Here is a 14786-nt window from a genome sequence, read left to right as displayed (position 1 = left end):
CGCTGACCGCCAGGCAAGAGACGAGGCAACATGAGCACTCGGTCCTTCGCCATCGGCCTCGGCAGCACCCCCAAGCGGGTGCTGCCGGGCTTTGGCCTTTCGCTCGGCATCAGCCTGACCTTCGTCTCGCTGATGCTGCTGCTGCCCATGACCGGGCTGTTTGGCCAGCTGGCCGGGCTGAGCCTGGCCGAGTACTGGGCGATCATCACCCACGAGCGGGTGGTAGCGAGCTACGTGGTCACCATCGGTGCCGCCGCGGTGGCAGCCATCGTCAATGGCGCCTTCGGCCTGCTGCTGGCCTGGGTACTCGTGCGCTACGAATTTCCGGGCAAGCGCCTGCTCGACGCGCTGATGGACCTGCCCTTCGCCCTGCCTACGGCCGTAGCCGGCATCACCCTGGCCACGCTCTACTCCAGCAACGGCTGGATGGGTCAGCTACTCGAGCCGCTGGGCCTGCAGGTAGCCTACACCTGGGTCGGGATTGCCCTGGCCATGGCCTTCACCAGCATTCCCTTCGTGGTGCGTACGGTGCAGCCGGTACTGGAGGACATGCCCCACGAGATGGACGAAGCCGCGCTGACCCTCGGTGCCTCGGATTTCACCGGCTTTCGCCGAGTGATCCTGCCGCACCTGTGGCCGGCCCTGGTGACCGGTACCGGGCTCGCCTTCGTGCGCTCGCTGGGCGAGTTCGGCGCGATCATCTTCATTGCCGGCAACATGCCATACGAGACCGAGATCACCGCGCTGATGATCTTCGTGCGCCTGCAGGAGTACGACTACGCCGGCGCCTCGGCCATCGCCTCGGTGGTGCTTTTCGTCTCGCTCGCCCTGCTGCTGGCGATCAATATCTGGCAGGGGCGCTTCGTCAAGCGCCTGCATGGAGGACACGGCTGATGCAACGAATCGGTGATGGCCCCGCCGTCCGGCGCCTGCTGATCGCTGCCGCCGTGGTGCTGGCGGCGCTGTTCCTGCTGCTGCCGCTGGTGGCGATCTTCGCCCAGGCCTTCGCCCGGGGCTTCGACGTGTTCTGGGTCAACGTCACCAACCAGTACACCGTGGCGGCGATCCAGCTGACGCTGCTGATCGCCGTGCTGACGATCCCAGTGTGCCTGGTATTCGGCGTGGCGCTGGCCTGGCTGGTGACCCGCTTCCGCTTTCCGGGGCGGCGGATCCTGCAGACCCTGATCGACATTCCCTTCGCCGTCTCCCCGGTGGTGGCGGGGCTGGTCTACCTGTTGCTCTACGGCCGCACCGGCTGGCTTGGCGCCTGGCTGGATGGCCACGATATCCAGCTGATGTTCGCCTGGCCCGGCATCCTGCTGGTGACCATTTTCGTTACCTGCCCCTTCGTTGCCCGCGAACTGATCCCGCTGATGCAGGCCCAGGGTTCCCGCGAGGAAGAGGCCGCCGTGACCCTGGGCGCACCCGGCTGGACGATCTTTCGCCGTATCACGCTGCCCAACATCCGCTGGGCGCTGCTCTACGGCGTGATCCTGACCAACGCGCGGGCGGTGGGCGAATTCGGCGCCGTGTCGGTGGTCTCCGGCGCCATTCGCGGCCAGACCAATACCCTGCCGCTGCACCTCGAGCAGCTCTACCAGGACTACAATACTGTGGGTGCCTTCGCCAGCGCGTCGCTGCTGGCACTGATCGCCCTGCTCACGCTGGTCGCCAAGGCCAGCCTGGAATGGCGCGCCGCGCGCCGGGAGGTTCACTCATGAGCATCCGCCTTCACGACATCGGCAAGCACTTCGGCAGGACCCAGGCACTCGAGCCAATCAGCCTGGATATCGCCGAAGGCGAGCTGGTCGGCCTGCTGGGCCCCTCCGGCTCCGGCAAGACCACCCTGCTGCGCATCATCGCCGGGCTGGAAAGCGCAGACCCTGCCGCCGGTGCTCGCATCCTGTTCGGCGAGCGTGACGTGACCCAGCTGCACGTGCGCGACCGCCGTATCGGCTTCGTCTTCCAGCACTACGCGCTGTTTCGCCACATGACGGTATTCGACAACGTGGCCTTCGGGCTGACCGTGATGCCGCGCAAGAGCCGCCCCTCGAGCGGTGAGATCCGCAGCCGGGTGCACCGCCTGCTGGAGATGGTCAAGCTCGAGCACATGGCGCAGCGCTATCCATCCCAGCTCTCCGGCGGCCAGCAGCAGCGGGTCTCGCTGGCACGCGCCCTGGCCCTGCGCCCCGATGTGCTGCTGCTCGACGAGCCTTTTGGCGCGCTAGATGCCAAGGTGCGCCAGGAACTGCGCCGCTGGCTTCGTCACCTCCACGACGAGCTGAATTTCACCAGCCTGTTCGTCACTCACGATCAGGAGGAAGCGCTGGAGCTCTCTGACCGGGTGGTGGTGATGAGCAACGGCCGCATCGAGCAGATCGATACCCCCGACGAGCTCTACCGGCGGCCGGTCAACCGCTTCGTGTTCGAGTTCCTGGGCGACGTCAACCATCTCGAGGGGTCCGTGCGCAACGGCGTACTGACCTGCGGCGATGCGCGTCTGGCGGTTGATCTGGCCGACGGCTCGGAAGAACTGCTGCTGCGCCCTCACGAGGTGGAACTGGCCGAGGCTCCAACCAACGAGGCACACCTGCCGGTCACCGTCACGGCCATCTCGCCGGTCGGCGCGGAGGTACGCGTGGAACTCGAAGCCGACTGGCTGGGAGAGCCCTGGCTGGCCGCGATCAGCCACGCCAGCTACGAGCGACTCGGCCTCTCCCGTGGCGCTCGCCTGTATGCCTTGCCGCACCGCTGGCACCGATTTCCCACCGAGTGCAGCGAACGGAAGGCCCGGGCTTCGGAAGCGGTAAGCTGACCGGCTACGCGTCCGTCAAGGCTCTTGCGGCTGGCGCGACCAGAGCATGAGCGTCTCCTGCTCGCCGCTGAGTGGGTCCATGCGCTCCTCGACGAACTGGAAGCCCAGCCGCCGATAGAAAGAGACGGCACGGACGTTACGAGAATAGACGCAGAGCGTGATGCGCTCGCGGCAGGACATGGCGTGCGCCATCAGATGAGTGCCATGGCCGAAGCTCTGCACGTCAGGGTCGATGAACAGCGCTTCGAGATGCTCGCCATTGAGCGCGGCAAAACCCACGGCCCGCCCCGCCGCTTCGAGCACGTAGGTTTCCGCGGCGGGCAGATAGCGACGCGCCATGTCGTCGGCCCGCTCCAGCCAGAATGCCTCAGGAATGAAAGCGTGAGCCAAGCGCGAGGCACGTAGCCAGATATCGACGAGCTGAGGTATGTCTTCGGGTTCGGCGAGACGAATCATGAAGCGACTCCAACACACAATTCGGCGTAGTGTAACCGTTTCCCCTGGCAGTAGCTCAACGCTGTCGCCCCTCAACGCTTGGCGATATACTACGTAACTACCTGAAACCTGTACCCTGCATGGCATCGCCGTCGCCAACATCAGGTCAGGCCCTGCCCTGTTCGACGACTACCGGAGGGAAAATGAACCGACGTAATGCCCTGCGTTTCGCAGCTGCCTTGCTGGCGACCGCGCTGCTGGCCGGCTGCGCCAGCCCCCACTATCTGCAATTGAACCCGCAACGCAGCGTCTCGGTTCCTCAGGTCGGCAGTGACCAGGCCGTGACGGTGGCGGCAGTGGACGAGCGTGGCAGCGAAGTGATCGGCACTCGCACCGGCAGCGCGATGTCCACCGCCGTGATCAGCGTCAGCGCCCACGAACTGGTGCCGAACTTGCAGCGCGAGGCAGAGCGTGCCGTCCGCGACATGGGGTTCTCTCCCACCACCGAGCCCGCCAGCGGGCGTCCCGGCCTGACGGTCACGATGCTCCACCTCGGCTATGAGCGCGGCGAAAGCCGTCCGGTGGTCGACGAAGCCCGTCTGGAAGCCGTATTGGAGGTCAAGGTCACCAACCAGGGCTCGACTTACACCGGCACCTATACCTCCCGCCGCACCCAGACCTATGCCATGCGCCCGGGGCGTGACGCCAACCGCCGTATGCTCAACGACCTGATCGCCGACGCCCTTGACCGCGCTTTCAGCGATCCGGAGCTGGCCCAGATGCTGGCTCGCTGAGGATCGCCAAGCCGCGCCGGGGCCGCCTTCAAGCTGCCCCGGCGCGGATCTGATGACGTTCGCAAGACCTGCTAGATCGAAGGCCCACGCCTGGCCAGGGCCCAGACGCTTTCACGAAAGCCACTGCCCTCTTCCGACTCGCCATCCTCCAGGTGCGTTACCTGGAAGTTGGGCTCGAACAGCTCACGCACCTCATCGGCCGTCACCTGAAAAGGCGGCCCTGCCGTCTCATCGCCGAGGGTCCGGGCCAGGGTGATCAACAGGCCCTTGGCACCGGGAGGAATCAGCTGAGCCAGATGAAAAGCGTAGCGCTGGCGGGTGGCGGGCGGCAGGGCAATCAGCGCTGCGCGATCATAGAAGGCGCCGATCTCGGCGGCCTGGTCGATATGAAAGTGAAAGAAGTCGCCGCACCAAAGCTCCACGCTGCCCTGACGGCAGATGGCAAAGGGCTCCTGCTGATAGCGAGAAACATCAGCCGTCCCTTCGGCCACGAACTGTTCGATGGCCTCCTCGGCAAGCTCGATACCCAGCACCGGATGATCGCGGTGCGCCAGCCAGCGCATGTCGAGGCTCTTTCCACATAGTGGAACCAGCACCTTGGTGCCGGGCCGCACGCCTAGCCGGGGCCAGTGTCGCGCCAGGGCCGGGTGTACATCGTGGCGATGAAAGCCGATGCGCCCCTCGCGCCAGCGGTCCAGCCATTCATGCGTCATACCCTACCCTCTTGCCTAGAACCAGCGGTCGCGCTTGCGCCGCTTGCGCGGCAGATGGGGAATGATCAGCCCTACCAGCAGGCCGGCACCGGCCACGCCGCCGCCATACATGAAGTAGCGCATCAAGAGATCTTCTTCCTGGGTATCCAGGCGCGCCTGCAGTTGGCGTATGGTCTGGCGCGAGCGGTCAGATTCGCCGTCGAGCTCACTGTTCCGGGCTTCCAGCTCGGCAATGCGCAGTTCCCGTGCCTCGAGCGTCTCGGTCATCGCAGACACCCGCTCTTCCCAGGTCTCGTTGATGCCGTCGAGCTCCTCCTCGAGCTGCGCCACCTGCTCTTCCAGCTGTGGCAGCTGGGAGCTTGCACTCGGCGAGGACTGGAGCTCGTTGCTCAGTATCCATACTCGATCGCCGTCACCATTTTCGACCCGGCTGTAGTTGCCGCTGGTCTCGAGCAGGGTGACCGGCTCGCCAGCCGTCAGGGTGCCGACGATGCGATAGCCGTCGGTCGGCCCGCTGCGAACATAGGTAGTCAAGGCGTCGGAAACCCAAAGGTTGGCGCCCTCTGGCTGCTGGGCCTGTAGCGGAAGGGCCACCATGCCCAGCGCAACGCCGGTGAGAAAGAACTTGAAACGATGCTTCATGCCGTTGTCCTGGATATCTGCCACGCCGCCAAGGTCCGGGCGCCCGTGGCTCATGTCAATCAGTGGCCTGTCCACAGAATCTTTGGATAAGCCCCGGGAAAACCGCTGGAAAGCCAGCCGTCTGGCACTCCGCCACTGGCTTGCGGCAGGATGGTCATTTCCTGAGCAGGCCGTGGGAATGCCGTCCCCTGCGTTCGTTGCGATCAGCGCTCGCTCTTCGGCGGCAGCATCGGACCACGCGGAAACTCGGCCACGCGTCCCTCGCTCTTGACTGCTCTGGGGGGGCCCTCACGCTCCACCTCATCGATCCGCACGATGGCATTGAGCGGCAGATAGCTGCGCTTGACCCCATCGAAGGTGTGTCGCAGGCGGTCGGCAGAAGGATCGACCACGAGCTTCGAACCATCCTCGAAGACGAATTCCTCGACCTCGATGAAGCCCCAAAGTTCGCTCTGGAAGATTTCCCTGGCGTAGAGCTCCCAGATTTCGCCCTGTTGATGAAATACCACTCGATAGATCGGTTTGGCCGCCATAAGGCCGTTTATCCCTAACATTCGGTTACGCTGAAGCCCGCACCAGCGGGGCCTGCCACAACCGCCAAGGGTATCACAGTCGTCCGGCCGTGCAGTGCTCCTCTGGCCCCTTTGGGCACGCTTCCGTATAATGCCGTCACCTATCGAGATAGGCTTCACGAAGCCCTTTCCCGCGACACTCCACTCACCGGTGACGCACGCGTCGGAAAACCGACCCCGATCCTTATGGCGAAGAAACTCTTCATCAAGACCCACGGCTGCCAGATGAACGAGTACGACTCCGCTCGCATGGCGGATCTACTTGGCGAATCGCATCAGCTCGAGCTGACCCATGACGAAGGCGAGGCCGACGTCATCCTGCTCAATACCTGCTCGATTCGCGAGAAGGCCCAGGAAAAGGTCTTCCACCAACTCGGCCGCTGGAAAAAGCTCAAGGAAGCCAACCCCGACCTGGTCATTGGCGTCGGCGGCTGCGTGGCCAGCCAGGAAGGCGAGGCGCTGCGCAAGCGGGCTCCGCATGTCGACATGGTGTTCGGCCCCCAGACCCTGCACCGCGTGCCGGCGATGCTCGACTCTCGCCGCCAGGACCAGATCTCGGTGGTCGACGTCACCTTCCCCGAAATCGAGAAGTTCGACCATCTGCCCAAGCCGAGTTCCGATGGCGCCACCGCCTTCGTTTCGGTGATGGAAGGGTGCTCCAAGTACTGCACCTTCTGCGTGGTGCCCTACACGCGCGGCGAGGAGGTCTCGCGCCCCTTCGAGGCGGTGATGGATGAGGTGATCCACCTGGCGGACCAGGGCGTTCGCGAGATCAACCTGCTGGGCCAGAACGTCAACGCCTATCGCGGCGAGAACCGGCTTGGCGACGAGATCGACCTGGCCGAACTGATCGCCTGCGTGGCGGCGGTGGAAGGGATCGATCGCATTCGCTTCACCACCTCTCATCCGGTGGAGTTCTCCGCCAGCCTGATCGAGGCCTTCGGCGAGATCCCCGAGCTGGTCAGCCACCTGCACCTGCCGGTACAGTCCGGCTCCGACCGCATCCTGGCCGCCATGAAGCGCGGCCACACCGCGGCTGAGTACATCGAGAAGATGGAACGTATCCGCGCACTGCGCCCGGACATCAGCTTCTCGTCGGACTTCATCATCGGCTTCCCCGGTGAGAGCGACGAGGACTTCGAGGCGACCATGGACTTGATCCATCGCATCGGCTTCGATCACTCCTTCAGCTTCGTCTACTCGGCCCGCCCCGGCACCCCGGCGGCGGCGCTCGACGACGACACCCCGGAAAGCGTCAAGAAGCAGCGCCTGGCGATCCTGCAGGAGCGTATCAACCAGCAGGCGATGCAGATTTCTCGGCGCATGGTGGGGACCACCCAACGTATCCTGGTCAGCGGCTTCTCGCCCAAGGACCCCGGCCAGCTCTCCGGGCGTACCGAGAACAACCGGGTGGTCAACTTCCGCGCTGCCAACCCCACCGAGCTGATCGGCTACTTCGTCGACGTGACCATTACCGAAGCACTGCCCAACTCGCTGCGCGGCGAACTGGCCTCTCCGGCGCTACACTGACGTCAGCAAGCACCGGAACGCCCACGACACAGCGGTCCTGATAGTCTCGTTACCGCAGTGATTGCCCTGCCAAGAGGTGGGGCAGTAAGCTGGGTGCCAAACCACGCAACGCAGGAATTTCGCCACCTTGAGTCAACACGCCGCACAGGCCAATCGCATCATCACCTTGAGCCTCGAGCCCAATGACCCACAGCGACTCGCCAATCTTTGCGGGCAGCGGGACGAGCACCTGAAGCTGGTCGAGGAGCGCCTGGGCGTCACGCTGCGCAATCGCGGCAACGTCTTTCAGCTCGCCGGGCCCGGTCATCGGGTCAAGGCTGCGGCCAACATTCTCGAGCATCTCTATCGTGAAGCCGAGGCCAGCGATCTGTCGCCGGATACCGTGCACCTCTTCCTGCAGGAATCGGGGCGCGAGGCCCTCGACGAGGAGGAGGGCCTGGCCGACGATGAGATCCTGTTGCGCACCCCCAAGCTGCTCGTCAAGCCCCGCGGCCTAAACCAGCAGAGCTACGTCTCGAGCATCCGCCAGCACGACATAAACTTCGGTATCGGCCCGGCCGGTACCGGCAAGACCTACCTGGCCGTGGCCGCGGCGGTGGAGGCGCTCAACCAGCAGGAGGTACGCCGCATCCTGCTGGTACGCCCTGCCGTCGAGGCCGGCGAGAAGCTCGGTTTTCTGCCCGGTGACCTGGCACAGAAGATCGATCCCTACCTGCGCCCGCTCTACGATGCTCTCTATGAGATGCTCGGCTTCGAGCAGGTAGGCAAGCTGATCGAGCGTCAGGTGATCGAGATCGCCCCGCTGGCCTACATGCGTGGACGCACTCTCAACAACGCCTTCATCATCCTCGACGAGAGCCAGAACACCACGCGCGAACAGATGAAGATGTTCCTCACGCGCATCGGCTTCGGCTCCACCGCGGTGATCACCGGTGACGTGACCCAGGTCGATCTGCCCCGTGGCCAGAGCTCGGGCCTGATTCAGGTCCTCGAGGTGCTCAAGGGGACCCCCGGCATCGGCGTCACCCACTTCGCCGCCAAGGACGTGGTTCGCCACCCACTGGTACAGCGCATCATCGAGGCCTACGAAAGCTTCGAGGCCGAGCAGGAGGTGCAGGAGCGCGCCCGCCGCGAAGCCCGCGAGCGCGAGCGCGAAGCGCTGCGCCAGGAGCGCGGACGCAGCAGGGAAGACGCCGAATAATGCGCCAGGCGCCCATCGTCGACCGCCAGCTTGCTACCTCGGGCAAAGGGATGCCCGAACAGGCCAGCCTGGAGGCATGGATCGGCGCCGTGCTGGCTCGGTTTCCCCGGGAGGCACGCCACGAAGTCACCATTCGCTTCGTCGATGCCGAGGAGAGCCAGGCGCTCAATCGCGACTACCGTGGACGCGACAAGCCCACCAACGTGCTCTCCTTCCCCTTCGACAACCCACCCGGCATCACCCTGCCCCTCCTTGGCGACCTGGTGCTGTGCCACCCGGTGGTGGAAAACGAAGCGCATGAACAGGGAAAGCAGCTCGGTGACCACTATGCCCATCTGGTAGTGCACGGTATGCTGCACCTTCTCGGGCACGATCATCTCGAGGAGACGGAGGCGGAGGCGATGGAGCAGCTGGAGCGGGAGATCCTGGCGGACTTCGCCATCGCCGATCCCTATTCGCCACTCCCGGAAAACGACGGACAACAAGTCGAAAGCAAGGACAAGAGACGCGACGATGAGTGACGACCGAACGACCGGTCAGGGCAGCAGGTCCTGGCTCGACAAACTGCTCGGCGCCCTCTCGGGAGACAGTGAAGGTCCCAGCTCTCGTGAGGAATTGATGGAGTTCCTGCGCGAGGCGGCAACACGGCTCAAGCTCGACCAGGACGCCATGATGATCATGGAGGGCGCGCTGCAGATCAGCGACCAGCAGGTCCGGGAGGTGTTGATCCCTCGTTCCCAGGTCACCGCCATCGCCGTGGACCAGCCCGCCGAGGAATACCTCGCGCTGATCAACGAAACCGGCCACTCCCGCTATCCCGTGATCGGCGAGAACCTTGACGAGGTGAAGGGCCTGCTGCTGGTCAAGGACCTGCTGAAACTGCTCAACCGCCCCGCTTCGGAGCGCGAGCGCTTTTGCCTCGAGGACGTGCTGCGCCCCGCCATGTTCGTTCCGGAATCAAAGCGCCTCAACAGCCTGCTCAAGGAATTCCGCGACACCCACAACCATATGGCCGTGGTGGTCGATGAATATGGCGGCACCGCGGGCATCGTCACCATCGAAGATATCCTCGAACAGATCGTCGGCGACATCGAGGACGAGCACGACACCGAGGAGGAAGACGACATTCGCGCCCTCGGAGAAGGCCGCTACGCCATTCGTGCGCTGACGCCGATCGAGGACTTCAACGAGCGCTTCGGCACGCGTTTCTCCGACGACGAATTCGACACCGTGGGGGGCCTGGTGATGCAGCGCTTCGGCCACCTCCCCGGTCGCGGCGAACACACCGAGCTGGGCGGCTGGCGTTTCACCGTTCTCAACGCCGACAATCGCCGCATTAGACTCCTCGAGGCCGTCCAGCAGGACGAGCCTGCACTGTCACAGGATTGATTCCAGGGCTGCCCTGGTACGGACACAGCATGCCTGACTCTCGACCGCCTCCGGCATTGGGCTATTTCGCCGCTCTTGTCGCCGGCGTATTGACCACCCTGACCGCTTCTCCCTATGAGCTCTGGTGGTTGGGGCCACTGGCCGTCGGCCTCGTCTACTGGGCAATCCGGCCACTGCGCCCGCTGCAGGCTGGCCTGCTGGGCTGGTGCTACGGCGTCGGCCTGTTCGGCTCCGGCGCCTCCTGGGTCTACGTCTCGATTCACGACTACGGTTACACCGGGGTGCCGCTGGCGGTGTTTCTCACCACCCTTTTCGTCTGCGCCATGGCGCTGTTCATCGCCGCAACCCTGTGGCTCTACCGCCTGCTGTGCGGCCAGCGCCTGGCCTTTCTGACCTTCGCCGGTGCCTGGGTTCTGGGCGAATGGCTGCGTACCTGGCTGTTCACCGGCTTCCCGTGGCTGCTGCTGGGCAGCTCCCATGTCGATTCTCCGCTGGCACCCTGGGCACCCATTGGCGGGGTCTACCTGCTGTCGCTGATCACGGCGCTAACCGGCACCCTGGGAGCAGAGTTCCTGCGCCGCCGCTGGTGGACGGCCGCCCCCATCGCCGCCATGTGGCTGGTGCCGCTGGCGCTACCCAGCCAGTGGACCGAGCCTGCCGGCGATCCCCTGCGGGTCGCACTGCTGCAGGGCAACCTGGATCAACTGATCAAATGGACACCGGAAGGCCGACGCATCGCCGCCAATACCTATCTGGAGATGACGCGAGAGTACGCCGATGATGCCGACCTGATCGTCTGGCCGGAGGCGGCATTGCCAATGTTCGAGGACGAGGCCGAGCCGATCCTGGCCCGCGCTCAGGCCCATCTGGAGCCCGGCAGCGCAATACTGACCGGCATTCTGCAACGCGACGAACGCGGGCTCTACTTCAACAGTGTGATCGGGCTGGGCAACGCCGAGGGCGAGTATCGCAAGGCGCACCTGGTCCCGTTCGGCGAGTACCTGCCACTCGAGCGCTGGCTGCGCGGCACCATTGCCTTCTTCGATCTACCGATGCCGGCAATGACCCCCGGGCCCTCGGGCCAGGCCCCGGTGCGGGCCGCCGGCACCATGATCGGCAACGCCATCTGTTACGAGATCATCTATGCCGACCCCGTGGCGGAGCAGGCCCGCAACGCGGAAATGCTGCTGACGGTGTCCAACGACACCTGGTTCGGTGAATCCATCGGTCCGCTTCAACACCTGCAAATGGCACGCCTGCGGGCGCTGGAGAACGGCCGCTACGTGGTACGCGCCACCAGCAACGGCGTTACCGCCGTGATCGATCCGCATGGCCGCCTGGTCGCCAGTGCCCCGCAGTTCGAGACGGTCGCCCTGCTCGCCGAGGCCGTTCCCATGCAGGGTCTGACGCCCTTTACCCGCACCGGAAGCTGGCCAGTGTGGTTGTTGAGTGCCTTGCTCGTACTCCCCGGCCTGCGACGCCCGCAGTACCGACGGCAAGGCACGATGGCCTCCCGGCAAAGCTGAATGGCTTTGCAGCACGGCTACAGGAATTCCCAGCACAATGAGGCCCGCATCAGCGGGCCTCACTGTGCTCTATGGGTATGGGTTCAGTCGGACTTGGCCGGCACTTCGCCCAGCACCTCGGGGATGGTCATGCGCACGTAGCGCCCCGGCGCCTCTTCCAGCAGCTTCAGCTCACCCTCACCCGGCTGCCGCGCAGGCACCATCTTGCTGGCATCGGCGTAACCACCTTCCGTCATCCAGCGCTGCCAGTGGGGCCACCAGGAGCCTTCGTGGGCCTCGGCCCCGTCAAGCCAGGCTTCATGATCCTCCGGTAGCTCATCGTTGGTCCAGTAGCCGTACTTGTTCTTGTGCGGCGGGTTGACGATGCCTGCGATGTGGCCAGAGCCACCCAGCACGAAGGTCGCCGGCCCTTTGGGCAGCAGCGCGCCGTAGTAGGTGCTGTTCCACTTGGCGATATGATCGTCGCGGGTGGAAACGAAGTAGCTCGGCGTGGATATCTTGCGCAGATCGATCTTGACCCCATCGAGCTCGATGCCGCCGGGCTCCACCAGGCGGTTCTCGAGGTACATGTGGCGCAGGTACCAGCCGTGGGTACCGGCCGGCAGGTTGGTGCCGTCGGTATTCCAGTAGAGCAGGTCGAAGGGAGCGGGGTTCTCGCCCTTCAAATAATTGCTGATATAGAAAGACCAGAAGAGGTCGTTCTCTCGCAGCAGGTTGAAGGTGTAGGCCATGGAGCGGCCGTCCAGGTAGCCGTCCTGCTGCATGCGTGCCTCTATCCCCTGGAGGATCGGCTCGCTGAGCAACACACCAAGCTCGCCCGGGTCACGGAAGTCCTGCAGTGTGGCCATGTAGGTGACCGACTTGACCTTGCGCCCACGCCGGGTGCTGGTGAGAAACGCCACGGTGGAGGCCGCCAGCGTGCCGCCAATACAGTAGCTGAGCAGATTGACCGACTTCTCGCCGCAGGCCTGCTCGATGGCCTCCATCGCAGCGATCGGCCCCATCTGCATGTAGTCGGCCCAGGTCAGGTCACGCTGCTCGGGCCCGGGGTTTCGCCAGGAGATCAGGAACACCGTATGCCCCTGGTCGACCAGCCACTTGACCAGCGAGTTGTCCTGCCGCAGGTCGAGTATGTAGTACTTGTTGATCCAGGGCGGCACGATCAGCAGCGGCGTCTTGAACACCGTTTCGGTGGTCGGCGTGTACTGGATCAACTGGATCAGCTCGTTCTCGTAGACCACATAGCCGGGAGTAACGGCAATATTGTGGCCGATCTCGAAAGCGGTACGATCGGTCATCGCCACGTTGAGGCCATCGGCGGAGTTGGCCAGGTCGCGGCGCAACTGTGCGAGCCCTTCGACCAGGTTCTGCCCCTTGGTCTCCAGCGTGCGGCGCATCACCTCGGGATTGGTGGTGGCGAAGTTGGTCGGCGCCATGGCGTTGACCAGCTGGCGAGCGTAGAACGCCAGGTTGCGCTTCTGCTGCTCAGGCAGGCCATCGAGCTGCTCGACCAGCTCCTCGACGGCGCCGGAGAACAGCAGATACTGCTGCATGATGGCGCGATAGAAGGGCTCCTGGTGCCAGGCCTCGTCCTTGAAGCGCCGGTCGTTTCTGGGCGGGGATACCAGCGGCTCGCCCAGGTTGCCGGCCAGGGCCTGCAGGCCCTGCTGCCAGAGTTGAAACTGGTCCTGTACCAGGCGAGCCTGTGTCTGCCATAGCAGCTGCGGGTTGCGCATCAGCGACTCGGCACCGGCGCGGAAAGCTTCGTGCATGTCTGCCTGGATGGAGTCCGCTGCCGCATCGGGCGCCATGCGCTCGAGCAACTCGTGCAACAGGGCCTGGTAATGCTGGCCCAACTCCTGAAGCTGTCCGTTCCACTCATCCAGTTCGGCCTGGGAAATAACCGTGTCCCCTGACTGCATTGCCCACTCCTGTTTTTCGACCCTTGTTTATCGACTCTGCACTACAGTCCGCCCCCGCACCACAGTTGCCCATCGCACGAAAGGCACCGCCGACAACCCACCAACATCAGAAGCGGGGCCGCCTCCACGGGCCTTGCCAGGCCTCTGGAGACGGCTGCATCCGATGTTTCCGGCGCCGGACGGCTGTCAGCTCTTGCGTGATGCCTGACTGCTTGCCTTGGCGGGAGCCTCGGACTTGCTGGATGCCGTTGCCTTGGAGGCGGCTTCGGGCTGCTTGGCCTGGTCGGACAGTTCCTGGCTGACTTCACCGAACAGCTGCTCCAGTTCGGCGCGGAACTGCTGGCTCATTTCGCCAAGGGCCTGGGCGTCTTCCATCATCTGGCGCGAGAGCTGGTTCATCATCTCGGCCTGCTGGGCACCGAAGGCCTGCAGGTCCTCGGCATCTCGAATCTCCGAGGCGCTGCGCATGCGCTCGGTACCCATCTGGCTGTAGCGTTTCATCGCTTCCAGCTGGTACTCGGTCATTTTCTCCATGTTGCCGAGCATCAGCGAGTTGAGCTTGCGCATGGGTTCGAAGAAACGCCGCGTCTGCTGGTTGAATTCGTCGAACATCTTGTCCTGCATGGGGTTGACCTCCTGTAGACCTGAATCATGCGGGAAACAGCGCCAGCACCATTGTTGGCAACCTTCCCGGCGCCTTTCAGTGAACACTGCGCGAGCAACTGCTGCCGCTTGCCATGACGCCAATGCTGCACCGCACAAAGCGTATCCTGCCATGGCGCCCGCTGCAATACCCTTACACTTCAGTCAAGGCCGGCCTGTCCTCCTGTCAGCTACTGCTCCGTGCGTCGAGAGCGCGACCGCGCACTGGCCGTCTTGGCCTTGCCACTTGGCTTGGCGGGGGCTTCGGCTTCGCTGGCCTCCTCGGGCGGTTTCGACTTGCCCATCGAGCTTCCCGCCTGGCGCAGCATGTCGAGCATCATCTGCTGGTAGGTACCGAAACTGGCCAGCCCCTGGGAGAGCCCCTGGCTCATGTCCTGGGAAAAGCCCTGCTGCAGGAATGGCTTCATCAGGCTCATGGGATCGTAGCCTTCGACCCCTGACTCCATCTGCCTCTGAATCCGGTTCAGCAACTCCTGCTGGAACGCTTCGACGTCCGGCAGTCCCAGTGAACGACGGAACTCCTCGGGCGTCAGGTCGAACTCGACGTTGATCTTCATGGCAATACCCTGCTCAAGTGTTCTCTT

Annotated in this window: 16 protein-coding genes; 9 read left to right on the top strand and 7 right to left on the bottom strand. The window is 64.3% G+C overall.

All coding sequences use genetic code 11. The features are described from left to right. Positions 1–30: 30 nt before the first annotated feature. Genes cysT through H1D44_RS10205 form a run of 3 tightly spaced genes read left to right on the top strand, consistent with a single transcriptional unit; the run spans position 31 to position 2815 of the window. On the top strand, positions 31–894 hold the full coding sequence (cysT, locus tag H1D44_RS10215; protein ID WP_181514750.1) for a sulfate ABC transporter permease subunit CysT: 864 nt from the start codon (positions 31–33) through the stop codon (positions 892–894). After that, positions 894–1721 (top strand): sulfate ABC transporter permease subunit CysW, encoded by an 828-nt coding sequence (gene cysW / locus H1D44_RS10210; RefSeq protein ID WP_181514749.1) that lies wholly within the window; start codon positions 894–896, stop codon positions 1719–1721. The genes cysT and cysW overlap by 1 nt, the downstream gene beginning before the upstream one ends. Further along, positions 1718–2815, top strand: coding sequence for a sulfate/molybdate ABC transporter ATP-binding protein (locus H1D44_RS10205; protein ID WP_181514748.1), 1098 nt, complete (start codon positions 1718–1720; stop codon positions 2813–2815). The genes cysW and H1D44_RS10205 overlap by 4 nt, the downstream gene beginning before the upstream one ends. Before the next feature lie 15 nt (positions 2816–2830). Here H1D44_RS10205 and H1D44_RS10200 read toward each other — a convergent pair whose 3' ends face one another. Then, positions 2831–3271: a GNAT family N-acetyltransferase gene (locus tag H1D44_RS10200; protein ID WP_181514747.1), complete on the bottom strand. Its 441-nt coding sequence runs from the start codon at positions 3269–3271 to the stop codon at positions 2831–2833. Between the two features lie 182 nt (positions 3272–3453). On the opposite strand from H1D44_RS10200, the gene H1D44_RS10195 reads away from it, so the two are divergent. Next, entirely contained in the window at positions 3454–4044 is a 591-nt protein-coding gene (locus tag H1D44_RS10195; protein WP_181514746.1) for a YajG family lipoprotein, read from the top strand. A gap of 71 nt (positions 4045–4115) precedes the next feature. On the opposite strand, the gene tmpT is transcribed toward H1D44_RS10195, so the two are convergent. The 3 genes from tmpT to H1D44_RS10180 form a co-directional block, all read right to left on the bottom strand. Then, a complete protein-coding gene (tmpT, locus tag H1D44_RS10190) occupies positions 4116–4757 on the bottom strand; it encodes a thiopurine S-methyltransferase (protein ID WP_181514745.1) in 642 nt (213 codons plus the stop codon). A gap of 15 nt (positions 4758–4772) precedes the next feature. Then, positions 4773–5354, bottom strand: a complete 582-nt coding sequence (locus tag H1D44_RS10185) for a TIGR04211 family SH3 domain-containing protein (protein WP_238984380.1) — start codon at positions 5352–5354, stop codon at positions 4773–4775. Between the two features lie 248 nt (positions 5355–5602). Next, a complete protein-coding gene (locus H1D44_RS10180) occupies positions 5603–5932 on the bottom strand; it encodes a DUF1820 family protein (protein WP_181514744.1) in 330 nt (109 codons plus the stop codon). Positions 5933–6157: 225 nt separating this feature from the next. On the opposite strand from H1D44_RS10180, the gene miaB reads away from it, so the two are divergent. The 5 genes from miaB (at position 6158) to lnt (ending at position 11617) form a co-directional block, all read left to right on the top strand. Beyond that, the gene (gene miaB / locus H1D44_RS10175) at positions 6158–7501 is read left to right on the top strand and encodes a tRNA (N6-isopentenyl adenosine(37)-C2)-methylthiotransferase MiaB (RefSeq protein ID WP_181514743.1); all 1344 of its coding nucleotides are present in this window, start codon (positions 6158–6160) and stop codon (positions 7499–7501) included. 127 nt (positions 7502–7628) lie between these two features. Further along, a complete protein-coding gene (locus H1D44_RS10170) occupies positions 7629–8702 on the top strand; it encodes a PhoH family protein (RefSeq protein WP_181514742.1) in 1074 nt (357 codons plus the stop codon). Further along, a complete protein-coding gene (gene ybeY / locus H1D44_RS10165) occupies positions 8702–9223 on the top strand; it encodes an rRNA maturation RNase YbeY (RefSeq protein ID WP_181514741.1) in 522 nt (173 codons plus the stop codon). The genes H1D44_RS10170 and ybeY overlap by 1 nt, the downstream gene beginning before the upstream one ends. Beyond that, entirely contained in the window at positions 9216–10091 is an 876-nt protein-coding gene (locus tag H1D44_RS10160; RefSeq protein ID WP_181514740.1) for an HlyC/CorC family transporter, read from the top strand. Before ybeY ends, H1D44_RS10160 begins: the two co-directional genes overlap by 8 nt. 29 nt (positions 10092–10120) lie before the next feature. Further along, positions 10121–11617, top strand: coding sequence for an apolipoprotein N-acyltransferase (lnt, locus tag H1D44_RS10155; RefSeq protein WP_181514739.1), 1497 nt, complete (start codon positions 10121–10123; stop codon positions 11615–11617). An 83-nt stretch (positions 11618–11700) separates the two neighbouring features. On the opposite strand, the gene phaC is transcribed toward lnt, so the two are convergent. The 3 genes from phaC to H1D44_RS10140 form a co-directional block, all read right to left on the bottom strand. After that, positions 11701–13539, bottom strand: a complete 1839-nt coding sequence (gene phaC, locus H1D44_RS10150) for a class I poly(R)-hydroxyalkanoic acid synthase (protein ID WP_181514738.1) — start codon at positions 13537–13539, stop codon at positions 11701–11703. A 186-nt stretch (positions 13540–13725) separates the two neighbouring features. Further along, a complete protein-coding gene (locus H1D44_RS10145; RefSeq protein ID WP_181514737.1) occupies positions 13726–14163 on the bottom strand; it encodes a phasin family protein in 438 nt (145 codons plus the stop codon). Between the two features lie 209 nt (positions 14164–14372). Beyond that, the gene (locus tag H1D44_RS10140; protein ID WP_181514736.1) at positions 14373–14759 is read right to left on the bottom strand and encodes a DUF6489 family protein; all 387 of its coding nucleotides are present in this window, start codon (positions 14757–14759) and stop codon (positions 14373–14375) included. Positions 14760–14786: the final 27 nt, after the last annotated feature.

Origin of the sequence: Billgrantia kenyensis (assembly GCF_013697085.1) — a bacterium.
GTDB lineage: Bacteria > Pseudomonadota > Gammaproteobacteria > Pseudomonadales > Halomonadaceae > Halomonas > Halomonas kenyensis.
This window is presented reverse-complemented; position numbering and strand designations above follow the sequence as displayed.